The sequence below is a fragment of the Microbacterium sp. Se5.02b genome (assembly GCF_019464375.1).
Classification (GTDB): domain Bacteria; phylum Actinomycetota; class Actinomycetes; order Actinomycetales; family Microbacteriaceae; genus Microbacterium.
In genome coordinates this window covers 2,208,319-2,230,023 of the sequence record NZ_CP080491.1, presented here as the reverse complement: position 1 = coordinate 2,230,023, position 21,705 = coordinate 2,208,319, and the positions used below count along the sequence as shown (strand labels likewise).

20 protein-coding genes, 1 tRNA gene and 2 pseudogenes are annotated in these 21,705 nt (G+C 68.3%); 9 read left to right on the top strand and 14 right to left on the bottom strand.

The annotated features are described in order from the left end of the window. Positions 1 to 48 precede the first annotated feature (48 nt). The 3 genes from K1X59_RS11045 to K1X59_RS11035 are packed head-to-tail and all read right to left on the bottom strand — an operon-like array spanning position 49 to position 3,641. Positions 49 to 333, bottom strand: coding sequence for a hypothetical protein (locus K1X59_RS11045; protein WP_183150151.1), 285 nt, complete (start codon positions 331 to 333; stop codon positions 49 to 51). Between the two features lie 54 nt (positions 334 to 387). Next, positions 388 to 1,641: an alpha/beta fold hydrolase gene (locus K1X59_RS11040; RefSeq protein ID WP_202045227.1), complete on the bottom strand. Its 1,254-nt coding sequence runs from the start codon at positions 1,639 to 1,641 to the stop codon at positions 388 to 390. Next, positions 1,638 to 3,641: a DUF262 domain-containing protein gene (locus K1X59_RS11035; protein ID WP_183150149.1), complete on the bottom strand. Its 2,004-nt coding sequence runs from the start codon at positions 3,639 to 3,641 to the stop codon at positions 1,638 to 1,640. The genes K1X59_RS11040 and K1X59_RS11035 overlap by 4 nt, the downstream gene beginning before the upstream one ends. Before the next feature lie 176 nt (positions 3,642 to 3,817). Here K1X59_RS11035 and K1X59_RS11030 point away from each other — a divergent pair, with 176 nt between their 5' ends. Both K1X59_RS11030 and K1X59_RS11025 read left to right on the top strand, forming a co-directional pair. Further along, positions 3,818 to 4,591: a hypothetical protein gene (locus tag K1X59_RS11030; RefSeq protein WP_021200730.1), complete on the top strand. Its 774-nt coding sequence runs from the start codon at positions 3,818 to 3,820 to the stop codon at positions 4,589 to 4,591. 206 nt (positions 4,592 to 4,797) lie between these two features. After that, the gene (locus tag K1X59_RS11025) at positions 4,798 to 5,301 is read left to right on the top strand and encodes a DUF3145 domain-containing protein (RefSeq protein ID WP_183150148.1); all 504 of its coding nucleotides are present in this window, start codon (positions 4,798 to 4,800) and stop codon (positions 5,299 to 5,301) included. Between the two features lie 149 nt (positions 5,302 to 5,450). Here K1X59_RS11025 and K1X59_RS21355 read toward each other — a convergent pair whose 3' ends face one another. Further along, positions 5,451 to 6,176, bottom strand: coding sequence for a pyridoxal phosphate-dependent aminotransferase (locus K1X59_RS21355; RefSeq protein WP_258566807.1), 726 nt, complete (start codon positions 6,174 to 6,176; stop codon positions 5,451 to 5,453). 17 nt (positions 6,177 to 6,193) lie between these two features. Then, positions 6,194 to 6,853, bottom strand: a complete 660-nt coding sequence (locus K1X59_RS21350; protein ID WP_258566806.1) for a GntR family transcriptional regulator — start codon at positions 6,851 to 6,853, stop codon at positions 6,194 to 6,196. A gap of 95 nt (positions 6,854 to 6,948) precedes the next feature. Here K1X59_RS21350 and K1X59_RS11015 point away from each other — a divergent pair, with 95 nt between their 5' ends. Beyond that, positions 6,949 to 7,614 carry a YitT family protein gene (locus K1X59_RS11015; protein WP_183150146.1) on the top strand — a complete coding sequence of 222 codons (666 nt, stop codon included), beginning with the start codon at positions 6,949 to 6,951 and terminating at the stop codon, positions 7,612 to 7,614. A gap of 80 nt (positions 7,615 to 7,694) precedes the next feature. Here K1X59_RS11015 and K1X59_RS11010 read toward each other — a convergent pair whose 3' ends face one another. From K1X59_RS11010 to aceE, 6 genes and pseudogenes are all read right to left on the bottom strand, one after another. Beyond that, complete coding sequence (locus K1X59_RS11010; RefSeq protein ID WP_220173402.1) at positions 7,695 to 8,933, bottom strand: beta-ketoacyl synthase; 1,239 nt, start codon at positions 8,931 to 8,933, stop codon at positions 7,695 to 7,697. 96 nt (positions 8,934 to 9,029) lie between these two features. Continuing rightward, the gene (locus tag K1X59_RS11005) at positions 9,030 to 9,278 is read right to left on the bottom strand and encodes an acyl carrier protein (RefSeq protein WP_017202249.1); all 249 of its coding nucleotides are present in this window, start codon (positions 9,276 to 9,278) and stop codon (positions 9,030 to 9,032) included. Positions 9,279 to 9,346: 68 nt separating this feature from the next. Then, entirely contained in the window at positions 9,347 to 10,348 is a 1,002-nt protein-coding gene (locus K1X59_RS11000; RefSeq protein WP_183150145.1) for a beta-ketoacyl-ACP synthase III, read from the bottom strand. Further along, positions 10,345 to 11,264, bottom strand: a pseudogene (locus K1X59_RS10995) (ACP S-malonyltransferase). The gene K1X59_RS11000 and the pseudogene K1X59_RS10995 overlap by 4 nt, the downstream one beginning before the upstream one ends. A 90-nt stretch (positions 11,265 to 11,354) precedes the next feature. After that, a complete protein-coding gene (locus K1X59_RS10990; protein WP_183152814.1) occupies positions 11,355 to 12,551 on the bottom strand; it encodes a CdaR family transcriptional regulator in 1,197 nt (398 codons plus the stop codon). 28 nt (positions 12,552 to 12,579) lie between these two features. Next, positions 12,580 to 15,306 (bottom strand): pyruvate dehydrogenase (acetyl-transferring), homodimeric type, encoded by a 2,727-nt coding sequence (gene aceE, locus K1X59_RS10985; protein ID WP_183150144.1) that lies wholly within the window; start codon positions 15,304 to 15,306, stop codon positions 12,580 to 12,582. Positions 15,307 to 15,459: 153 nt separating this feature from the next. Here aceE and K1X59_RS10980 point away from each other — a divergent pair. Then, a tRNA-Val gene (locus K1X59_RS10980) sits at positions 15,460 to 15,532 on the top strand. A 71-nt stretch (positions 15,533 to 15,603) separates the two neighbouring features. On the opposite strand, the gene K1X59_RS10975 is transcribed toward K1X59_RS10980, so the two are convergent. Then, positions 15,604 to 16,047, bottom strand: coding sequence for a hypothetical protein (locus tag K1X59_RS10975; protein WP_183150143.1), 444 nt, complete (start codon positions 16,045 to 16,047; stop codon positions 15,604 to 15,606). Between the two features lie 63 nt (positions 16,048 to 16,110). On the opposite strand from K1X59_RS10975, the gene K1X59_RS10970 reads away from it, so the two are divergent. The 3 genes and pseudogenes from K1X59_RS10970 to K1X59_RS10960 all read left to right on the top strand — a co-directional run bounded on the left by K1X59_RS10970 (position 16,111) and on the right by K1X59_RS10960 (position 18,630). Continuing rightward, positions 16,111 to 16,668 (top strand): dihydrofolate reductase family protein, encoded by a 558-nt coding sequence (locus K1X59_RS10970; protein ID WP_183150142.1) that lies wholly within the window; start codon positions 16,111 to 16,113, stop codon positions 16,666 to 16,668. A gap of 69 nt (positions 16,669 to 16,737) precedes the next feature. Further along, a pseudogene (locus K1X59_RS22870) lies at positions 16,738 to 17,622 on the top strand (TIGR01777 family oxidoreductase). A 54-nt stretch (positions 17,623 to 17,676) separates the two neighbouring features. After that, on the top strand, positions 17,677 to 18,630 hold the full coding sequence (locus K1X59_RS10960) for an L-lactate dehydrogenase (RefSeq protein WP_183150141.1): 954 nt from the start codon (positions 17,677 to 17,679) through the stop codon (positions 18,628 to 18,630). A gap of 33 nt (positions 18,631 to 18,663) precedes the next feature. Here the strand turns inward: K1X59_RS10960 and K1X59_RS10955 are convergent, their stop codons facing one another. After that, positions 18,664 to 19,428, bottom strand: a complete 765-nt coding sequence (locus K1X59_RS10955; RefSeq protein WP_183150140.1) for an SDR family oxidoreductase — start codon at positions 19,426 to 19,428, stop codon at positions 18,664 to 18,666. A gap of 100 nt (positions 19,429 to 19,528) precedes the next feature. Between K1X59_RS10955 and K1X59_RS10950 the strand changes: the two genes are divergently transcribed. Then, entirely contained in the window at positions 19,529 to 20,365 is an 837-nt protein-coding gene (locus K1X59_RS10950) for a helix-turn-helix transcriptional regulator (RefSeq protein ID WP_183150139.1), read from the top strand. Between the two features lie 6 nt (positions 20,366 to 20,371). Here K1X59_RS10950 and K1X59_RS10945 read toward each other — a convergent pair whose 3' ends face one another. After that, entirely contained in the window at positions 20,372 to 21,211 is an 840-nt protein-coding gene (locus tag K1X59_RS10945) for an aldo/keto reductase (protein WP_183150138.1), read from the bottom strand. 42 nt (positions 21,212 to 21,253) lie between these two features. Between K1X59_RS10945 and K1X59_RS10940 the strand changes: the two genes are divergently transcribed. Further along, positions 21,254 to 21,676, top strand: a complete 423-nt coding sequence (locus tag K1X59_RS10940; RefSeq protein WP_183150137.1) for a YchJ family protein — start codon at positions 21,254 to 21,256, stop codon at positions 21,674 to 21,676. Positions 21,677 to 21,705 lie beyond the last annotated feature (29 nt).

Genomic DNA, 21,705 nt, shown 5'->3' with positions numbered 1-21,705 from the left:
TCCTCGGAGCATGGGGCCTTCTTCGTGGTCGACTCCCCGGCGCGGTTCTCAGACGTCTATGACGATGCGACCGGCGTCGATGCGGTTCGGCGGATCGCCTGGCGCCGGCGCCGGCGCCGTCCGCTGCGTCTGGCGGTCCCGTTCCTGGCTCGCTTCATGCGCAGTGGGCGACCACACGCTGTCGAACACCCCCACCAGGCCGCCGTTCGCGACGTGCTCGTACTTCTTCTCCACCGGCTTGCGCGAGAACGTGTGCGTGAGACCCACGATCAGCAGGGCAGGACCCATGGCGAGCACGCCGATCACCGTCGCCCACGCCATCACGTCCTTCATGACAACAGGATAGGCAGCCTGGCGGGCAGCGGCATCCTCCTCGCGGGGGACACGTCAGCGGATGCGACGCCCCTGCGCGAGGTCGATGAGGCGCGAGAGCACAGGTCCCGAGCGGAGGCCGTTGTGCTCGTGCTCGCTGGTCTGCCAGAGCTGGACCCCGGGAATGAGCCTCGCCGTCTCGATCGAGAACTCGTACGGCACGTACACGTCGTTGACGTAGACGGCCGCCGCACCGGTCGCACCCGACGCGGTGATGGCTTCGGCGTCGTAGATGCGTGGCCACTCGAACTCCGCGAGGGCGAGCGTGACGTCTCGCCAGGGCCGGAACGCCGGAACGGTCTCGGTCCAGTCCCGGCGGATGTGCTCGCCCGTGAACAGGGTCGGGTCATCGCGGAAGTCCGTGGGTTCGGTGCGCTCGGCCGACCACCGGGTGGCGTGACCGTCGGCGTAACTCGACTCGTGGAAGGCGAAATACAGCGGGTTCCTGCCGTCGAACGGCATCGCGTGCAGGAGGTCGTACCGGAAGGCGTTCGAGGAGGGGTCGCGCTCGAGCAGGGACCAGACGGTCTGCCAACCGTCGTCCGTGCCGAGTGCGGAGCCCATCGAGCGGAGCCGCGAGCGGGAGACGACCTCGCCGTCGGGAAGCACGATGTCGCCGGCGTCGGCCAGGTCGATCAGACGTCGCATCGCGTCTCGGTGCTCGGGGAAGCGGCGGTAGTAGCGCTCGGACGCGACGCGCATCTTGTCGTAGCAGAGGGCGTAGACGTCGTCGGGGTGACGGCCCACGGCGCTGAGGCCGCCGGTGATGAAGACGTCCGCGAGGGAGGCGGCATCGGACGAGAGGTAGGCGAGGGTCGTGAAGCCGCCGAAGGACTGCCCGAGCACGCTCCAGGTGGGCGCTCCCAGGTGCTCGCGCATCGCCTCGCAGTCGCGCACGATCGCATCGGCGCGCAGATGAGTGAGGTGCTCGGCCACGGCTTCGGCGCCCTGCGCGAGACCGCGGTCGCCGACGGGAGTCGACTGCCCGGTGCCGCGCTGGTCGAGGAGCACCAGGCGGTAGTGGGCGAGCGCCTCATCGAGCCAGGCCGGGGACGTGGAGGAGTGGAATGGACGGGGAGCCTCGTGTCCTGGACCTCCCTGCAGGAAGACGAGGTAGGGGAGGGTCTCACCGCCTTCACGGGAGACCACGCGCGCGAAGATGTCGATGGTACGGGAGTCGGCGGGGTCGCCCCAGACGAGCGGGACGGTGAGCGTGTGCTCTTCGACGGTGAGATCCAGCAGCGTGCGGACGACTGTGCTCATGGTCACATCACATTCCCGATGTAGGAGTACTTGACGAAGACCTCCGAGGCGATGCCCGACTCCTCGAGCACGCCCTGCACGGCGGTCATCATGTAGTTGGAGTCCCAGCCCATGTAGAGGAAGTGCCCCTCGTCGAGTTCATCCCACTGCCCCTTCCAGGCCTTGTCCTGGTAGATCGGGCCGCCATGGGCGGCACAGTAAGCGAGTGCCGCGTCACGGGTGTCGGTCCAGGCCCGTCGGAAGACCCGGTTGAACAGGTACTTGACGTCGGGAACCTCCCAGCGCTCCCCGCGGTATTCGACGTAGTCGAACTCGCGCTCCCATCCGGTCGGCCACCCCCGGCGGCGGACGGCGTCCAAGATCGGCGTCAGGCCATCGTCGTCGATCTCCGGCAGTGCAGGCCGCGCCCAGACGCGGATCAGATCGGATGTGAGTGCGACGGTGCGCTGCGTGATCGCGGACGTGCCCCACGCCGTGACTTCGGCGAGGTCCCGCGTCGCGGGCACCGAGCTGCGGGCATAGGCCTCGGCCCGCTTGACCGGGAAGGCCGCGCCGAACACGCGCTCCGCGAGCGGCTGCTCCAGGAGCGTCAGATTGCCCAGGGTCGGTGCCAGCGCGCGGTGGCTGTTCTGCTCGTCCTCGGAGTACGCGCTCCAGGGGCGTTCCCCATCACCTGACCAGGCGTCGCCGGGAACCATCGGCACGATGTGCTCCACGTCGAAGGCGTCGAGGTTCTCCACGCCTTCCAGTCGCCCCAGGACGTAGGCGGGGTGAGGGAGCTCGCTGTACTTCAGCACGGCGCTCACGCGCTCGTCCGACGGGGTGATGCGGGCGAACGCACGAGCCAGGGAATCGCGTCCGTCGTCGCGCGCGCGGCACAGTCGGGCGATCAGGCGCTCGGCCGGAAGGTTGACCAGCGCTCGACGCAGGTACAACGTCTGCAGCCATTCCAGGGTCTCGATGAGCTCCGCCCTGTCGATGACGCCGCGGACGTGGTCGCTGTACGCACTCATCACGAGCGGGGCCGAAGAGCGGCCGAAAGTGGCCACGTGGCGCAGCTGCTGCGCGATCTCAGGGTCCTGCTCGCGGGAGGGGTCGAGGAGGATCCCGTAGATCTCCGCGTAGTGACGCCACTTGGCGGCATCAGCCTGCAGGTGGGCGATGTCGACCCGGGGGAAGGACTGGCGGAAGGCACTGTACACGCCGTGTTCACCGTTCGCGGCGACCTCCCTGCCGGTCACCAGCACGAGGTAGTGCCGCCAGAACGCGCCGATGGCTTCGCCCGTATGTTGTTCGATGGGCGCCCAGAACCGGTTCTCGACGTCGACCTGCTCCGCGTGGCTGAGCCCCATCAGGATGTAGTTGTGGATGAGCTCGTGATCGCGCAACGGCTCGCCCGTGGAGTTCAGACTCTCGAAGATCTGCTGCGCATTCGCCTTTGCGCCCAGCGTGATCGACACGTGCTCGAGCTTCTGCAGGCCTTCCCAGATGAGTGGCACCTCATCCGCGTGGATCTGGCTGCGGAAGAACGCGTAGTTGTCGTCGAAGCGGGATTCCCGGTCGGCGTCCCCACGGCGGTCGAGCACGACAGACTCATAGAGGTCGGCCCAGGCGTCGTGGGGGCGCAGCTTGGTGCGGGTCGGCGCATCGGCGCGCACCAGGACGCGTTCGAGCTCGGCGCCCAGCAGGGGATCGGAGTCGCGGACCGCATGATGCAACGCGGCGACGAGCAGCATGAGCGTGGTGATGCGCTGCTGCCCGTCGATGAGGATCAGAGCCGCGTCGGCGGATGTGCCGTCCTCCGCAGAGAGGATCGAACCGATGAAGTGACGGTGCGCCTGGTCTTCCCGGGCGACGGCGCGGATGTCGGAGAGGAGCCGCTCGCACCCGCCGATGTCCCAGCGGTACTGGCGCTGATAGACCGGGACCACGATCGTGGTGGTTCCCGTCGCGAGCCACTCGATCGTGTTGACTGCTGTCGCCTCGACGTTGGTCGCGGTGCTCATGCTGGTGTCTCGTCCTCCCGTAGCGACGGGTGCCGAGGCCTCGCCGGGCGCCCCGATCAGTCTATTCGGTTATGCACGGCCGACCTCCGGAGGGCGCGCAGGCTTCGCTGTTAGGCTTGCCTTATCAGGGCCTGTTAAAACGTGCTGGCCCCCGATGAAAGGAACATGACTCGATCATGGGTTACATCAAGTCTGCTGCGCTCGAGGAAAAGGGATTCGTCGTCCTCGACAGCTACAACCAGGAGCTCGACCCCAAGGAGTGGCTCGACATCGAGTACAACGACTGGAAGTCGTCGGGGGACACCCGTTTCGCCCCGCTCGCCAGTGCCTTCGGTGACATCGAGTGCAACGGCTTCTGGAACCACAAGCCACCGCGCACCGACAAGGACGGCGTCTGGATCGACTCGCAGACCGAGAAGGCCCCGAACCTGACGCGCCGTGCGCAGGAGCCGGGCGCCAACGTCGGTCGCTGCCGCGTGATCGAGCTGCAGCCGACGCCCTACGGCGACTGCCTCTACAACCTGCACCAGGACGACAACAACCGCCTGAACCCCGACGGCACCGGCTGGGTGGTCCGCGGGTTCTTCAACCTGACCGACGACAAGGACAGCTACTTCGTCCTGCGCGAGAACCGCACCGACCCGAGCATCGAGTACCGCATCGCCCTTCCGGCCGGCGCGCAGCTCATCGTCGACACGCAGCGTCTGTGGCACGCCGCCACGCACAACGGCACGGAGCCGCGCTATTGCCTGATCACGTCGTGGACCTCTGGCCCCGAGCTCGACGCCTACATCGAGAAGTACCACGGCACCGACGATGTGCCCAACTACGAGGTCGACCAGGAGACGCTCGAGTTCGGTTACGCCGAGCAGGCGCGCAAGGATGCTGCGCGCGCGGCCTACTACGCCGCGAAGGGCCAGCAGGTCAAGCAGGCCATGAGCGAGGCCTGATCCTCTCTCGCTGAGCTCCGACCCGTTCGGTCGCCGAGCTCGTCGAAGCGCACGAAGGCCCCGGTCCGCGCGACCGGGGCCTTCGTGATGAATGACACGCTTGTGATTTCCGACGAACTCGGCGAGAATGGGCGCATAACCGCATATTCTCGCCACTTCGTGGTTCAGGTCGTTGGGGAAGACGCACCTGATGAAACGGAGAGATCATGGCGACGGCTTACGCACGCGGAGTGGTGTTCATCCACTCTGCGCCTCGCGCGCTCTGCCCGCACCTCGAATGGGCGGTGGGTCGCGCTATCGGGCGTGCAGTGAACTTCGACTGGACCGAACAGCCGGTGCTCGAGGGTGCGCGGCGCGCCGAGTTCTACTGGGACGGTCCGGTCGGTACCGGTGCTGCCCTCGCGACATCGATCCGCGGATGGGAGCACCTCCGTTTCGAGGTGACCGAAGACCCGACGCCCCGAAGCGACGGAGGGCGCTGGTTGCACACTCCCGATCTCGGGATCCACTACGCGCAGACCGACGCGGCGGGCAACATCGTCATCGGTGAGGACCGCATCCGGTACGCGATGGAGATCGCGGCCGGGAGTGCCGTCGAGCTCCAGCGCGAGCTCGACATCGCTCTCGGCTCCGCCTGGGACGAGGAGCTCGAGCCGTTCCGCCATGCCAGCGATGACGCACGGGTCGTCTGGCTCCACAAGGTCGGCTAGTCCGGCACCGCAGGCCGGGAGCGGGGGAGGCGTGAGTATCGGATGCCGGTGAATCATCCCGGACGCTGAGAAGACGTATCCCCGCTCCGACGACGAGGACCCCGCCCCGCGAACCGAGGTGGGGTCCTCGTCGTGTGGGGCCGTCGAGGTCATATGACGGCGGCGTGCTCCAGTTCGTCGGGACGCGACGACGCCCCTCCCCGAACGTCGTCCCAGGCCAGCGCCAATCGCTGCATGGCATCCGTCGCGCGCTCGGGCGGGAGGGTGATGGGTATCCGCAGCCGCCGTTCGAGCACCCCGCCGGTCGTGAAGCGAGGGCCGGGTGGGAGGATCAGACGTCGTTCGCGGGCGGCGAGAGACAGGGCGGTCGACAGCGGGGTGCCGATGTCGATCCAGGCGGAGAGCCCACCGGGAGTGGGCGGCATCGAGAAGCCGGGGATCCGGGCGACGCCGGCTTCGACCGCAGCGCGGCCTTCCTGGAGTCGGCGGCGCACATGGGCCGTGAGCGCGGGCATGTCGCTCAGCAGCTCCACCGCGATGCACTGTTCCAACAGGGCGGTCCCGAGTTCGAACGACGGGCGCACGGCCAGTAGACGAGCGATGATCGAGCGCTCGGCGCGGATCCAACCGATGCGCATGCCGCCCCAGGCGATCTTCGACATCGATCCGACGGTGATGACGTTGGGACCGTTCGCGCCCATCGGGGCGGGTGACCATCCCCGGTCGATGTCGAGCTCGGTGGTGGTCTCATCGACGATGAGATGCGTACCGACGTTGCGCGCCGTCGTCACCAGGCGCGAGCGCTCCTCGTCGGGGAGTGTCGCACCGGTCGGGTTGTGGAAGTCGGGGATCAGGTAGGCGACATGGGGTCGCACGCTCAGGAGTGTGTCGTTCAGGTGCCGCGTGTCCCAGCCGTCCACGTCGACGGGCGTCGGCACGAGCCGGTACCCGTGGCGGTGCAGGGCTTCCAGAGCGTGGGGAACGTCGGCTGCTCGACGAGTGCCCGCTCGCCCCGCCGGCCGATCCCCGTCAGGATCAGGTTCACGGCGTTCAGTGCGCCCGAGGTGATGATGATCTCCTCGGCGGAGGTCGGCGCACCGCGTTCGGTGAAGCGCTGCGCGACCGCGTCGCGGAGCTCGGGAAGACCTTGCAGCGAGTACCCGCTCGTACCGCGCAGTGCGGCGAGACGCGGAAGTGATCGCACCGTCGCATCGTAGAGTCCCGGAGTCGAGTCCATCGATGCGATCGACAGGTCGATCGCATCGTCGATGGCGTCGGAACCCGGCGCAGCGTGGCCGTGCGGGAGCGTCACGCGGGTGCTGCCGCCGTGCAGGCGCGAGACGTAGCCGTCGGAGTCCAGCAGCCCGTAGGCGCGAGTGATCGTCGAGCGGGAGCGCCGTAGTTCGAGCGCGAGGGCGCGCTCGCTGGGCAGACGCTCGCCCACGGTGAGTCGTCCGTCCAGGATCAGTGCACGGATCCCATCGGCCAGGGTGGCCGCGCCCGCTCCGGCGATGTTGGTCGCTCCGAGCTGTTCCACGAGTCGTGATCCCATGTTTCCAGCATGGCCTAAAGTGGCCTGGAAAACGCAGACCACTTTCCCGAGAGTGGTCTCCCTGATGGAGTGGACGAAGACGTCAGAGTGGAGTCATGTTCCTCTGTGCTGTCCTCCTGCCTGTCACTGCCACATCACCGCGAGACCTCATCGAGCGCCTCGTGCAGCTGGTGGTCGGACTGTTCCTCTACGGGGTGGCGCTCGGCTTCATGGTGCGCGGCGGCATCGGCGTCTCGCCGTGGGACGTCCTGGCACTGGGCCTGGCGGGACAGACGGGGGTCGGCTACGGCGTCATGACGGTGTTGATCTCGATCGCCGTGCTGCTGCTCTGGATTCCGCTACGGCAGCGCGTGGGCCTCGGGACAGTGTTGAACGCGCTCCTGGTGGGTCCCAGCGCCGATCTCGCTCTCGCGGTCATCCCCACGCCTGACTCGGTCTGGATCGGCGCCCCCATGTTCGTGTTCGGCATGCTGCTGCTCGCCTTCGCAACAGGCCTGTACATCGCCGCGGACTTCGGCCCTGGCCCGCGCGACGGTCTGATGACCGGGCTGGTGAGGCGCACCGGCTGGGCGGTGTGGCTCGTGCGCACCCTGATCGAAGGCGGCGTGCTGCTCGTCGGATTCCTGCTGGGTGGACCCGTGGGCGTCGGCACGGTGCTCTTCGCGTTCGGCATCGGACCACTCATCGGATGGTTCCTGCCACGCGTCACGCGCATGCGCGAGTCGCGCTCTCGCCAGCTAGCCTCGGCACCCCGCACCTGACGCGCTGCGGCGGACGCCGTGCACCGAAGACGAAGAGAGCCCCTCGGAATCCCGAGGGGCTCTCTTCGTGTCCGCGGAGGTCAGTCGGTGCCGGCGACCACCAGAACGGCGTTGTGTCCACCGAATCCGAAGGAGTTGCTGATCGCGATCTGCGGTCCGTCACCGAGCGGCGTCGCCTCCCCGGACAGCCGGAACGGCACAGCCGGGTCGGGCTCTGTCATGTTGATCGTCGGCGGTGCGACGCGATCGCGCAGGGCGAGGAGCGAGAAGATCGCCTCGAGCGCGCCGGTGCCGCCGAGCAGATGCCCGGTGGATGCCTTCGTCGCAGATACCGGGATCTCGTCGATCCGATCGCCGAACACCTTCTTGAGCGCGACGTACTCGTTGGGGTCGCCGACCGGCGTCGAGGTCGCGTGCGCGTTGATGTGCGTGACCTGGTCGGCGGTGATGCCGGCCTCCTCGAGCGCCTGGGTGACGGCGCGCGCTGCGCCCTTTCCCTCGGGGTCGTTACCGGTGATGTGGTACGCGTCGGCCGTGACGCCGCCGCCGAGCACATAGCCGTAGATCTTCGCGCCGCGCGCCGTGGCATGCTCCTCGGTCTCGAGGATCAGCGCGGCGGCTCCCTCACCCATCACGAAGCCGTCTCGGTCGATCGCGCCGGGGCGGGAGGCGTGAGCAGGGTCGTCGTTGCGACGTGAGAGCGCCTGCGCCGAGGCGAAGGAGGCCATCGTGATCGGGTGGATCGCGGACTCGGTCCCACCGGCGATGACGACGTCGGCCAGGCCGTCCTGGAGGTGGTGGTATGCGTGGATGATGGACTCGGTGCTGGACGCGCACGCGCTGACGACGGTCTGCGCGTAGGCGCGGGCCTCGAACTGCAGCGAGAGGTTGCCCGCAGCAGCGTTCGGCATCAGCATCGGCACCGTGAGCGGCATGACCCGGCGCGGGCCCTTCTCACGGAGCGTGTCCCAGGCGTCGAGCAGCGTCCACAGGCCGCCGATCCCGGTGGCGAAATCCACGCCGAGGCGTTCGGGGTCGACCGCGGGGGAACCGGCGTCCGCCCAGGCCTCGCGCGCGGCGATGAGCGCGAACTGCGAGGAGGGGTCGAGGCGCTTCGCCTCGTGACGGGGGAGAACCTCTTCCGGACGCACGATCGCCTCTGCGGCGAAGGTGACGGGCAGCTCGTACTGCTGGACCCAGTCGTGTTCGAGGGTGCGGGTGCCGGACATGCCGGCCAGCAGATTCGTCCAGTTCTCGGGGGCCGTGCCGCCGATGGCGGACGTGGCGCCGATGCCGGTGACGACGATGCGCTTGGTCATGGGGTGTGGTTCCTTGTCGAAACGAAGTCGAACGAGTGGGAGGGCAGGGCGGAGGATGCCACACCCCGCGATCGCAGGGGTGGCATCCTGCCGGGATTACTCCTGACCCGCGACGATGAAGTTGACGGCGTCGCCGACGGTCTTCAGGTTCTTGACCTCGTCGTCGGGGATGGTGACGCCGAACTTCTCCTCGGCGTTGACGACGATCGTCATCATCGAGATCGAGTCGATGTCGAGGTCGTCGGTGAACGACTTCTCCAGCGCGACCTCGGAGGCGTTGATGCCGGTCTCGTCGGTGATCAGTTCTGCGAGGCCGGCGAGGACCTCATCGTTGGTGAAAGCCATGTGGTCTTCCTCTTTCTTGCGGGTTGTTTTCGGAACCGTGGAACAGTCTAGGGAAGGTCAGCGCATTCTCAGGGAAGGACGACGACCTGTGCGGCGAACACGAGTCCTGCGCCGAATCCGATCTGCAGCGCGAGGCCGCCGGAGAGTTCGGGGTGCTCGGCCATCAGCCGGTGGCTCGCCAGGGGGATCGATGCGGCCGAGGTGTTGCCCGTGGTCTCGATGTCACGGGCGATCACCGTGGTCTCCGGCAGCTTCAGCTGCTTGGCGAACTCGTCGATGATGCGCATGTTCGCCTGGTGCGGGATGAACGCCGCGATGTCGGTCGGTTCGACGCCCGCTCTGTCGAGCGCCTCGCGCGCGACCTTGGCCATCTCCCAGACCGCCCAGCGGAAGACCGTCTGGCCCTCCTGGCGGAGGGTGGGCCACGGCACCACGCCGTCCCGGAAGTCGGTGAGAATGCCGTTCATGCCCACGGCGTCGGCCTTGGAGCCGTCGGAGCCCCAGACCGCGGGTGCGATGCCCGGCGTGTCGCTCGGACCGAGCAGCGCGGCCCCCGCGCCGTCGCCGAGGAGGAACGAGATGCTGCGATCGGTCGGGTCCACCACGTCGGACAGCTTCTCGGTGCCGATCACGAGGGCATACCGTGCCGCGCCGGCCTTGATCAGCGCGTCGGCCTGTGCGATTGCGTAGGCGTAACCCGCGCACGCCGCGTTGATGTCGTACGCCGCTGCGGGATTCGCCCCGACACGGTCCGCGACGATCGCCGAGACCGACGGCGTCTGCTTCGGATTGCTGATGGTCGCGACGATCACCAGATCGACCTGGTCGGCGGCGACGCCGGACCTCTCGATGGCTTCGGCTGCTGCCGCGGTCGCGAGGTCGATCGCGTCAGTGCCCTTGTCGGCGCGGGCGCGAGTGACGATACCGGTGCGCTGGCGGATCCACTCGTCGCTGGAGTCGATCGGACCGATCAGGTCTTCGTTCGGCACCGCGTTCTCACCGCGGGCAGCACCGTAGGAGTAGATGCGCGTGTACGCGGGACCTGTGGCCTGGGCGAGGGTGACGCTCATGCGGCTGCTCCGTTCAGCAGCGCGACGGCTGCGTCGAGGTCTTCGGGGGTCTTCACGGCGACGGTCGGTACGCCGCGGAGACCGCGCTTCGCGAGCCCCACGAGGGCACCGGCCGGGGCGAGTTCGATCACGCCGGTGACTCCGGCATCGGCGAAGGACTGCATGCACAGGTCCCACCGCACGGGGGACGAGACCTGGTCGACGAGGTAGTCGAGCGCCTGCGCGCCGTCGGCGACAGCGGAGCCGTCACGATTGGTCCACAGCGTGATGTCGGGGTCCTGGGGATCGACGTCCGCGACCGCGTCGCGGAGCGCGGAGACCGCTGCGGCCATGTAGCGGGTGTGGAATGCGCCGGCGACCTGCAGGGGATGACGCGCGTGCCCTTCACCGGCTCCTCCGCGAGGGCGGCCAGGGCAGGGAGCGCACCGGCGACCACGATCTGGCCACCTCCGTTGTAGTTGGCGGGGGAGAGGTCGAGCTCGGCGAGACGGGCGAGGAGGGTCTCCTCGTCGCCGCCGAGAACCGCGCTCATGCCGGTCTGCTCCTGCGCAGCCGCATCGGCCATCGCGCGGCCACGGATACCCACCAGACGCATACCGGTGTCGGCATCGATCACCGTGCTCCCGACGAGTGCGGCGATCTCGCCGACCGAGTGTCCGGCGATGCCGTCGGCGCGTCGACCCGCCCGCTGCGTGAGGGCGTCACCGGCGATCAGCGACGCGGCCACGATGAGGGGCTGCGCGATGCGCGTATCCCGGATCGTGTCGGCGTCGGACACCGTGCCGTGTTCGCGAAGATCGACTCCGGCGGCGTCCGAGTATGCGGCGAGGCGTTCGGTCACCCCGTCGAGCTCGAGCCAAGGGGCGAGGAATCCGGGGGTCTGCGAGCCCTGACCTGGGCATAAGACGACAATCACCCACCCAGTCTGCCAACGTTTGCGGCAGAGCGGTGGATGATCCATCACAAGATTCGGAAAAACCCTTGTGTGTGGCGTACAAACACGCGCTCAGCGCTGCGGGCGCCGGAGCGGTGCGCGTCGACGTACCTGATCCGCGGCGCCGATCGACCCGAGGATCAAGGCCGTCTGCAGGATGAGCGCTTCGCGAGGGCCGGTGGCGTCCCAGCCGATGACCTCGCTCACGCGCTTGAGCCGGTAGCGCACGGTGTTGGGGTGCACGAAGAGCTCCCGCGCCGTCGCCTCGAGGGACCGGCCGTTGTCGAGGTAGCTCCACAGGGTGGTGACCAGATCGGTGGAGTGCGCCTGAAGGGGACGGTAGATGCGCTCGATCAGAGTCTGCTTCGCCAGCGGGTCGCCGGCGAGGGCCCGTTCGGGGAGAAGGTCGTCGGCCTCGACCGGACGGGGAGCGCCACGCCATGCTCTGGCGACAGCGAACCCCGCGAGCGCGGCACGAGCGCTCTGGCTCGCGTCCACGAGTGCGGCCACGGCCGGTCCGAGCACGACGTATCCCGGTCCGAACGACGGCTCGAGGCGAGTGGCGATCTCCTGGAACCCGAGTTCATCGTCCTCACCCTCCTGGCCCTCGGCGCGAGCGCGTCCGAGCACGAGGACGAGCCGAGAACCCTGCACGCCGATGAGCACGTCGACAGCGAGCTTCCTGGCAGTTCGACGGACGAGATCCACATCGAACTGCGGGGGCGTCGTGCCGACCAGCACGGCGACCTCGCCATGACCGTGCCATCCGAGGGCGGCGATCCGGCTCGGGAGCTCTTCGTCCGCCTCTCCGGTGAGGATCGAGTCGACGACGAGGGCTTCGAGGCGGGCGTCCCAGAGCCCACGCGCCTCGGCGGCTCGCGCATACACATCTGCCGCAGCGAAGGCCACATCGCGCGAATAGAGCAGGATCGCCTCGCGGAGATCGTCTCCTCGCCCGGCGACGCGCTCCTCGGTGACCTCGACCGTCACGCGGATGAGCTGGAGCGTCTGCTGGAGGCTGACACTCCGCAGCAGTTCTCGGGGAGCCGCGGCGAAGATGTCGGCGGCGATCCACGGCGTGGAGGTGGGATCTTCGTACCACTGGATGAACGACGTGATGCCCGCCTGCGCCACCAGCCCGACCGCAGAGCGGCGGGCCGGTGGCATGTCGGCGTACCACGGGAGGGTGTCCTCCAGGCGCTTGATCGTCACCGAGGCGATGTCACCGGAGATCCGGCGCAGCCAGGTGAGCGTCGCGGCCTTGTCCATGCCGGAAGGGGATCCTGTCACCGAAGGCTCAGCTTTCGCCGCCCGCGTTGCCGCTGGTTCCGGCGTTCACGTCGTGCAGGCGGTACTTCTCGATGGCCTGCGCTGCGAGCGAGCGGTCGACCTTGCCGTCCTCTGCCAGCGACTGCAGCGTGCGGACGACGATCGACGGTCCGTCGATCTTGAAGAAGCGACGGGCCGCTGCGCGCGTGTCGGAGAAGCCGAAGCCGTCGGCGCCGAGTGTGGCGAAGCGGTTCGGCACCCAGGGACGGATCTGGTCCTGCACGGCGTGCATGAAGTCGCTGACGGCGACGACCGGTCCCTCGGCACCCTGGAGCTTCTGGGTGAGGTACGCGGTACGCGGCTCGGCCTCGGGGTGGAGGAAGTTGTGCTCGTCGGCGGCGAGGCCGTCACGGCGCAGCTCGGTCCAGGAGGTGACCGACCAGACGTCGGCGATCACGCCCCAGTCGTTCTTCAGCAGCTCCTGCGCCTCGAGGGCCCAGGGGAGTCCGACGCCGGAGGCGAACAGCTGTGCGCGGTGGCCTTCGCCCTCGCCGACGGAGACACGGTGGATGCCGCGCACGATGCCGTCCACATCCACGCCCTCCGGCTCGGCAGGCTGCACCAGAGGCTCGTTGTAGAGCGTGATGTAGTACATCACGTTCGGGTCTTCGTGCTCACCGCCGTACATCCGCTCGAGGCCCGAGCGCACGATGTGCGCGATCTCGTAGCCGTACGCAGGGTCGTACGACAGCGTCGCGGGGTTGGTGGCCGCGAGCAGGTGCGAGTGACCGTCGGCGTGCTGCAGACCCTCACCCGTGAGCGTGGTGCGGCCGGCGGTCGCACCCATGATGAACCCGCGGGCCATCTGGTCTCCGGCGGCCCACTGGGCGTCACCGGTGCGCTGGAAGCCGAACATCGAGTAGAAGATGTAGATCGGGATCAGCGGTTCGCCGTGCGTTGCGTAGGAGGTGCCTGCCGCGGTGAAAGCCGCGACGGCCCCGGCCTCGTTGATGCCGACGTGCACGATCTGGCCCTGCGGGCTCTCCTTGTAGGCGAGGAGGAGCTCACGGTCGACCGAGGTGTAGTGCTGGCCGTTCGGGTTGTAGATCTTCGCCGTCGGGAAGTAGGCGTCCATGCCGAACGTGCGAGCTTCGTCGGGGATGATCGGCACGATGCGGTGACCGAAGTCCTTCGAGCGCAGCAGATCCTTGAGCAGTCGGACGAACGCCATGGTCGTGGCGATCTCCTGCGTGCCGGAGCCCTTCTTGGGGAGGGCGTACGCGGTGTCGTCGGGCAGCGAGAGGCCGACGTGCGTCGACCGGCGCTCCGGGAGGAAGCCGCCGAGCGCCTGGCGACGCTCGAGCATGTACTGGATCGTCTCGTCCTGGGGTCCCGGGTTGTAGTACGGGGGCAGGTACGGGTTCTCCTCGAGCTGCGCATCCGTGATCGGGATGTGCATGGCGTCGCGGAACGTCTTGAGGTTGTCCAGCGTCATCTTCTTCATCTGGTGGGTCGCGTTGCGGCCCTCGAAGTGCGGACCGAGACCGTAGCCCTTGACGGTCTTCGCGAGGATGACGGTGGGCTTGCCCTTGTGCTCGGTCGCAGCCTTGAACGCGGCGTAGACCTTGCGGTAGTCGTGGCCACCGCGCTTGAGGTTCCAGATGTCGTCGTCGGAGTAGTCCTTGACGAGGGCGGCTGCGCGCTCGTCGCGGCCGAAGAAGTGCTCCCGGATGTACGCGCCGGATTCGGCCTTGTACGTCTGGTAGTCGCCGTCGGGCGTGACGTTCATGAGGTTGAGCAGGGCGCCCTCTGTGTCGCGGGCGAGAAGGTCGTCCCATTCGCGGCCCCAGACGACCTTGATCACGTTCCAGCCGGCGCCGCGGAAGAACGACTCCAGCTCCTGGACGATCTTTCCGTTTCCGCGCACGGGGCCGTCGAGACGCTGCAGGTTGCAGTTCACCACGAAGGTGAGGTTGTCGAGGCCCTCGTTGGCGGCGACCTGAAGCTGTCCGCGGCTCTCGACCTCGTCCATCTCGCCGTCGCCGAGGAACGCCCAGACGTGCGACTGGGACGTGTCCTTGATGCCGCGGTTCTCGAGATACTTGTTCGACATCGCCTGATAGATCGCGTTGATCGGGCCGAGGCCCATCGACACGGTCGGGAACTGCCAGTACTCCGGCATCAGACGCGGATGCGGGTACGACGGGATGCCGTGCGGCGCGTGGGACTTCTCCTGGCGGAAGCCGTCGAGCTGGTCCTCGCTCAGGCGTCCTTCGAGGAACGACCGGGCGTAGGTGCCGGGGGAGGCGTGGCCCTGGATGAAGATCTGGTCGGCGCCGCCGGGGTTGTTCGCACCCTTGAAGAAGTGGTTGAAGCCCACCTCGTACAGGGCAGCGGAGGAGGCGTACGTCGAGATGTGACCGCCGACGCCGATACCCGGGCGCTGCGCGCGGTGCACCGTGATCGCTGCGTTCCACCGGATCCAGGCGCGGTAGCGGCGCTCGACCTCTTCGTCGCCGGGGAACTCCGGCTCGTTCTCCGGGGCGATCGTGTTGATGTAGTCCGTCGTGGGGACCATCGGCACGCCCAGGTGCAGCTCCTTCGAGCGCTTGAGCAGGCTGAGCATGATCTCGCGGCCGCGGCCGTGGCCCTTGGCATCCACCAGCTCATCGAGGGACTGCTGCCACTCGCCGGTCTCCTCCGGATCGCTGTCGAGTGGGCCCTGGGAGTACGGATCCTGGTCGTGCACGGTCACGGGGGAACCTTTCGTCAAGCTGGCAGGTCATGCCAAGGAAACGGGAAGCGACACGGGCAGCCTTGTCAGCTGTGCACAACGCGCGCCGCCATCAGCCTATCCCTCTTCTCCGACGCGGGTGCGCACCGGACGACCGATAGACTGACGGCACCAGGGCCTTTAGCTCAGCTGGTAGAGCGCCACGTTTACACCGTGGATGTCGTCGGTTCGATCCCGGCAGGGCCCACCGTGAAAGCACTCCGCGAGTTCGGCTCTGGCCGGCGTTCTGTCCCCGCCGCCCGCGAGCCATCGTCATGACTACTGGGATCCGGCCGCGATCAGCGAGCGGGGGACGTGCCCTGCGGCGAGCACGACCGCGGCGAGCGCGATCCAGGGATTTCCGAGCCACGCGGCACCGGCGAGGAACGCCGCGACCGGCAACACCGCCATCGGCACCGGAATGCCGAGAGCCGGAGCGAACAGGGAGGCACGCCGTCTGCCCGAAGCCAGGAATCGCACCCACAGCGCCCAATAGCCGGCGACGCAGAGGATCACCGGGACCACCGCCCACCAGAGCACGAAGGCCCCGACGGTGATGGCCGGAAGGGTGACGCAGAGCGCCTGCCCTGCGCGCTCCAGGATCTCGACGATGAGGGGTGCGTCATCGTCGTCGATCGCGGGCCGGGGCGGAAACCACAGGAGGAGAAGGTTCGGCGCGAAGACGGCGAGGCTCAGCGCCAGCCCGAGCACGGAGAACCCCATGGTCGCGAGCGTATCGGCCGCTCAGCCCTGGCGGGTGCTTCCGCACGGATCTAGGATCCCCGCATGGGACTCTTGACCTTCAGCATCAACGTCACCCTCGACGGCTGCATCGATCACGAAGTGGGGATCGCCGATGACGAGACCCATGCCTACTTCACCCGGCTCATGGACGAATCCGGCGCGATGCTGTGGGGCCGCACGACCTACGAGATGATGGAGGCGGCGTGGCCCGCCGTCGCCCGCGGAGACATGGAGGCACCGCAGGCGCTCCGTGACTGGGCGGTCAAGCTCGAAGCCAAGCCGAAGTACGTGGTGTCATCCACCCGGCAGGATTTCCCCTGGAACGACACCCACGTGATCACGGGAGACCTGCGCGACAGCGTGCAGGCGCTCAAGGATGCGATCCCGGCCGGCGTGCTCCTCGGCAGCGGGAAGCTCGCGACCGCGCTCGACCGGCTCGACCTGATCGACGAATACCGCTTCCTCGTGCATCCGCGGATCGTCGGACACGGCCCGACCCTGTACGAGAGCGGCCTGCTCGCAACCAGGCGGCTCGAACTGGTGTCGACAGCGTCCATGAGCAACGGTGTCATCATCACGCACTACCGACGCGTCGACTGAGTCCCGTCCGCGCGCGACGCGTACGCTGGGTCCACGACCGAGCTCGTGGTCGTGGGACGGAGAACCTCAATGGCGCGACGGATCGTCATCAGCGGAGCGTCCGGCCTGATCGGGTCGGCGCTCGTCTCCTCCCTCCGTGCCGACGGTGTCGAGGCCACGACACTGGTCCGTCGCCCGCCGCGGTCCGAGCACGAGACGCAGTGGGCCCCCGGGGAAAGTGCCCTCGACCCCGAGGTGCTCGACGGCGCTGAAGCCGTCGTCGCGCTCGGCGGGGCGAGCGTGGGACGACTGCCGTGGACGAAGGGCTATCGCCGGGAGCTCATCGACTCACGATTGCAGGCGACGCGCACCCTCACCACCGCGCTGCGCGCGTTGCGCACCGATGCGCCGGCGCTCGTGTCCGCATCCGCGGTCGGTTACTACGGGTCGGCTCCGGGCGAAGTCCTCACGGAGGAATCGGCTGCGGGGAGACGTTCCTCGCCGACCTGACGGTGCGCTGGGAGGCAGAGGCGCGACGGGCCGAAGACCACACCAGGGTCGCGCTGCTGCGAACGGCCCCGGTCATACACCGTCGCGGTGTGCTGAAACCGTTGATCCAGCTCACGCGATTCGGCGTCTCCGGGCCGCTCGGGCGGGGAACCCAGGTGTGGCCGTGGATCTCTCGACGATGAAGTGCGCGCGGTCCGCCACGTCCTGGACCGGAAGATCTCGGGGCCGGTCAACCTGTCGGGACCCGCGTCCGCGACGGCGAACGACATCGGCCGTGCCCTCGCCGCGCGGATGCATCGCCCGTTCTGGCTCCCCGCGCCCGCGTGGGCGTTGCGGCTCGCGCTCGGCGACGCTGCCGAATCGCTGCTCCTTCCCGACGCCGACGTCCGCCCCGCGGTGCTGGAGCGGTCAGGCTTCCACTTCCTGCATCCCACGGCGACGGATGCGGTCTCGGCGGCGCTCTGAAAATCACGGTCTCCGCCCCTCCCGGATCATCCGCCCCGCTGCGAGACTGAGCGCATGGAGATCATCGAGAACTCGAAGCTCACGGTCGTCGGTGCGGGAAGCGTCGGTTCGAGCGTCGCGTACGCCGCGCTGATCCGCGGTTCCGCCCGCCACGTCGCGCTGTACGACATCGCGACCGAGAAGGTCGACGCCGAGGTGCTCGACCTCGCCCACGGCACCCAGTTCACCGGCTCGAGCGACATCGTCGGCGGCAGTGACATCGCGGTGGCAGCAGGCTCGCACGTCGTGGTGATCACCGCGGGCGCGAAGCAGAAGCCGGGTCAGACGCGCATCGAGCTCGCCGAGGTCAACGCGGGCATCATCCGCGGCATGATGCCGCAGCTGCTCGAGGTTGCCCCGAACGCGGTGTACGTGATCGTCACGAACCCGTGCGATGTCCTCACGGTGATCGCGCAGGAGGAGACCGGTCTCCCCCCGGAGCGGATCTTCGCCTCCGGTACCGTGCTCGACACCTCCCGGCTGCGGTGGAAGCTGGGCGAGCGTGCCGGCGTGTCGACGGCGAGTGTCCACGCCTACATCGTCGGGGAGCACGGCGACACGGAGTTCCCGCTGTGGTCGCGCGCGACGATCGGCACGGTGCCGATCCTGGAGTGGGAGACACCGGGGCACCCGCGCTTCACGCTCGACGAGTTGGACGACATCGCCGTCGACGTGCGTGACGCCGCCTACAAGGTCATCCTCGGCAAGGGGGCGACCAACTATGCGATCGGCCTGTCGAGCGCCCGCATCGTGGAGGCGATCCTCGGCGACGAGCACGCCGTGATGCCCGTGAGCACCGTGCTGCGCGACTTCCACGGACTCGACGGTGTCGCGCTCTCCGTGCCGTCGATCGTGAGCGCACAGGGCGCGGTGCCGATTCGGAACACGTCCTTCTCCGACCAGGAGCTGGCGCTGCTGCGGCAGTCCGCGGACGCGCTCACGGCAGCGGCGGCATCGCTCCGGCGTTGATCGACCACCGATGCGGATCCGCTGTCATGGAAGTCAGCGCCCGTGGGGGTCGGTGCGGTTGAGCGTGGCGACGACCTGCTCGTAGTCGCCGCGTGCCTCGCCGTAGCGGAGGAACTTCACCCGCTCCACCTGGATCTCGGTGGCATCCGGCTGCGACTCGATCAGGGCCATCACCTCGTCGATGAACTCATCCAGCGGCATCGCCGCTTCGTTCACCTCGTGTCCCGGCATGAGCGGCGTGCGCACGGCGGGCGGTTCCAGTTCGAGCACGGAGACGTTCGTCTCCGACAGCTGCAATCGCAACGACTCGCTGAGCATGTGGATCGCCGCCTTGCTGGCGTTGTACGTCGGCGTCACCCGGAGCGGGGCGAAGGCGAGCCCGGACGAGACCGTCATGATCGTGGCGTCGGGCTGCGCGCGCAGATGCTCGATGAAGGCGGCGATGAGTCGGATCGGACCGAGGATGTTCGTCGTGACGGTCTCTTCCGCGGTCGTGAGGAATCCGTCGCGGATGGTCCAGTCCTCGGCACGCATCACACCCGCCATCGTGATGAGCACGTTCACAGCCGGGTGCGCGGTGAGCACCGTGCGGGTCGCCTCGTCGATGCTGCGGGGATCGGTCGTGTCGATGCGCACGGTGTGGAGACCGGGATGCTCGGCGGCGATGGCCGTGAGCCGCTCCTCCCGACGGCCCCCGACGATCACGGTGTTGCCCCGGTCGCGGAGCCGCAGCGCGAGTGCGAGACCGATACCGCTGGTCGCGCCGGGGATGAAGATGGTGTTTCCGCTGATGTTCATGGGTTCAGCCTCGCCGGGCAGTCGGAACAGCTCCAGAGAGCACTCATCCACGGAGCGAGCGTCCCTGGTTCGGTCGTCCGCATCGGGGCATACTGCAGGGGTGGATCGTGACGCTCTGGCCGAATTCCTCCTCCGTCGGCGTGAGGCCCTGACGCCCGCGGACGTCGGGCTCGCGGCAGGGGCCAGGAGGCGTACCGCCGGACTGCGTCGCGAGGAGGTCGCGCAGCTGGCGATGATGTCGACGGACTACTACACGCGCCTCGAACAGCGACGCGGACCGCAGCCCAGCGTGCAGATCCTCGCCGCTCTGGCCAGGGCGCTGCGGCTGACCGAGGACGAACGCGACTACCTGTTCCGACTCTGCGGGCACAGCGCCCCCGACCGAGCGCACGCCACCGAGTACGTGCGCCCTGGGATCCTGCGCGTGCTCGACCGATTGCATGACACTCCGGCGTTCGTCGTCTCGCTCCTCGACGAGGTGCTGGTGCAGAACGACGCCTCGCGAGCCCTCATCGGCGATGCGAGTGGCCTCGTCGGCTTCGACCGCAGCGGGATCTACCGGTGGTTCGCCCACCCGGAGGAGGAACGACGACGGTACCGGGAGGTCGATCATGCCCGCCAGTCCCGTTCCTTGGTGGGGTCGCTTCGGGCGGCTCACGGGATCATGGGAGCGCGGTCGCGGGCAGGGGAGATCGTCGCGGAACTCTCCGCCCGCAGCCCTGAGTTCGTGGGGCTGTGGGAGGCGCACGAGGTGAGCCGCCGGTTCGAGCAGCACAAGGTGATGGTGCATCCTGAGCTCGGCGAGATCGAGGTCGACTGTCAGGCGCTCTTCACCGAGGATGAGTCCCAAGCGCTGGTCGTTCTCACGGCGGCCCCGGGAAGCGAGGCCGCCGGCAAGCTCGAGTTCCTGCGCGTGCTGGGGACGCAGCGGATCTGACCGACCTCAGGACTCCTCGTGGGTGCGCGGGTCGGCGCCGAACAGGCGACCGTCCGGCCGTCCGAGCGCGGTGATCGCGGTCACCTCGGCATCGTCCAGCGCGATCTCGGCCGCCGCGAGGTTCGCCATCTGGTGCTCGAGCGAGGACGCCTTCGGGATCGAGACCGTGCCGCGCGCGACATGCCACGCGAGGACCGTCTGAGCAGGGGTGGCGTCGTGCGCGGACGCGATCTCGCGGATCACCGCTTCGTCGAGCAGTTCCTTCGCCCGACCGAGCGGGCTCCACGCTTCCGTGAGGATGCCGTGCTCGCGGTGGTACGCGAGCTGCTCCTCCTGGGGGAAGAACGGATGCACCTCGATCTGGTTGAGCACCGGTCGCACGCCCGTCTCCTGCTCGATGCGCTCCAGGTGCTCGGGCAGGAAATTGGAGACTCCGATCTGCCGGACGACGCCGCGGGCCTGCGCGTCGACCAGCGCCGCCCATGCCTGCACGTACTCGTCCTGGCTCGGGTTCGGCCAGTGGATCAGGTGCAGATCGGTGGCGTCCAGACCGAGACGCGAGCGGCTCTCCTCGATGCTGGTGCGCGCCTTGGCCGTCGGGTGGTGGCGGCCCGGGAGCTTCGTCGTGACGATGATCTCCGCGCGATCCACATCGGAGGCGGCGACTCCGCGTCCGACGGACCCCTCGTTCTCGTAGTTGAACGCGGTGTCGACGAGCCGGTAACCCGCCGCGATCCCGCGGGTCACGGCGGCGGCTCCTGCATCGCCGTTGAGGCCGTACGTGCCGAGACCGATCGCCGGCAGCGCGAAGCCGTTGTGGGCGGTGAAGGTGGGGACAGTGGTCATCGTGACTCCTTCGGGGCGTTTCCTCGAGCGTACGCTGAGGGGATGACAGCGGACGCGGAGATGGCGGCGGATGACGTCGTGATCGACGATTCGGCGCGGTGCCCATGCGGGTCGGGCGACATCTTCGGCGGATGCTGCGGGCCGTTGCTCCAGGGGGCGCCCGCCTCGACGGCCGAGCGGCTCATGCGTTCCCGTTTCACGGCCTTCGGCCTCCGCGACGCGGCGCATCTCGTTCGCACCTGGCACGGCTCGACGCGGCCGCGCACCGTCGATTTCGAACCCGACATGGAGTGGCGTCGACTCGTGATCCTCGATCGGCATGCCGGCGGTCCGTTCGACCGCGACGGCATCGTGGAGTTCGAAGCGTTCTGGCGGCAGGGTACGCAGCGAGGCGCGTTGCATGAGCGCAGTCGCTTCGTCAGAGAGGATCGGCAGTGGTACTACGTCGACGGCGACGTGAGCTGATGGGCGGATGTCGTCGCAGCGACTAGATT

Excerpts from the sequence above, each read along its gene's own strand:
- K1X59_RS11045 (WP_183150151.1), bottom strand. The coding sequence starts at position 333 with ATGAAGGACGTGATGGCGTGGGCGACGGTGATCGGCGTGCTCGCCATG.
- K1X59_RS11035 (WP_183150149.1), bottom strand. The coding sequence starts at position 3,641 with ATGAGCACCGCGACCAACGTCGAGGCGACAGCAGTCAACACGATCGAG.
- K1X59_RS11030 (WP_021200730.1), top strand. The coding sequence starts at position 3,818 with ATGGGTTACATCAAGTCTGCTGCGCTCGAGGAAAAGGGATTCGTCGTC.
- K1X59_RS11025 (WP_183150148.1), top strand. The coding sequence starts at position 4,798 with ATGGCGACGGCTTACGCACGCGGAGTGGTGTTCATCCACTCTGCGCCT.
- K1X59_RS21350 (WP_258566806.1), bottom strand. The coding sequence starts at position 6,853 with ATGGGATCACGACTCGTGGAACAGCTCGGAGCGACCAACATCGCCGGA.
- K1X59_RS11015 (WP_183150146.1), top strand. The coding sequence starts at position 6,949 with ATGTTCCTCTGTGCTGTCCTCCTGCCTGTCACTGCCACATCACCGCGA.
- K1X59_RS11010 (WP_220173402.1), bottom strand. The coding sequence starts at position 8,933 with ATGACCAAGCGCATCGTCGTCACCGGCATCGGCGCCACGTCCGCCATC.
- K1X59_RS11005 (WP_017202249.1), bottom strand. The coding sequence starts at position 9,278 with ATGGCTTTCACCAACGATGAGGTCCTCGCCGGCCTCGCAGAACTGATC.
- K1X59_RS11000 (WP_183150145.1), bottom strand. The coding sequence starts at position 10,348 with ATGAGCGTCACCCTCGCCCAGGCCACAGGTCCCGCGTACACGCGCATC.
- K1X59_RS10990 (WP_183152814.1), bottom strand. The coding sequence starts at position 12,551 with ATGGACAAGGCCGCGACGCTCACCTGGCTGCGCCGGATCTCCGGTGAC.
- K1X59_RS10975 (WP_183150143.1), bottom strand. The coding sequence starts at position 16,047 with ATGGGGTTCTCCGTGCTCGGGCTGGCGCTGAGCCTCGCCGTCTTCGCG.
- K1X59_RS10970 (WP_183150142.1), top strand. The coding sequence starts at position 16,111 with ATGGGACTCTTGACCTTCAGCATCAACGTCACCCTCGACGGCTGCATC.
- K1X59_RS10960 (WP_183150141.1), top strand. The coding sequence starts at position 17,677 with ATGGAGATCATCGAGAACTCGAAGCTCACGGTCGTCGGTGCGGGAAGC.
- K1X59_RS10955 (WP_183150140.1), bottom strand. The coding sequence starts at position 19,428 with ATGAACATCAGCGGAAACACCATCTTCATCCCCGGCGCGACCAGCGGT.
- K1X59_RS10945 (WP_183150138.1), bottom strand. The coding sequence starts at position 21,211 with ATGACCACTGTCCCCACCTTCACCGCCCACAACGGCTTCGCGCTGCCG.
- K1X59_RS10940 (WP_183150137.1), top strand. The coding sequence starts at position 21,254 with ATGACAGCGGACGCGGAGATGGCGGCGGATGACGTCGTGATCGACGAT.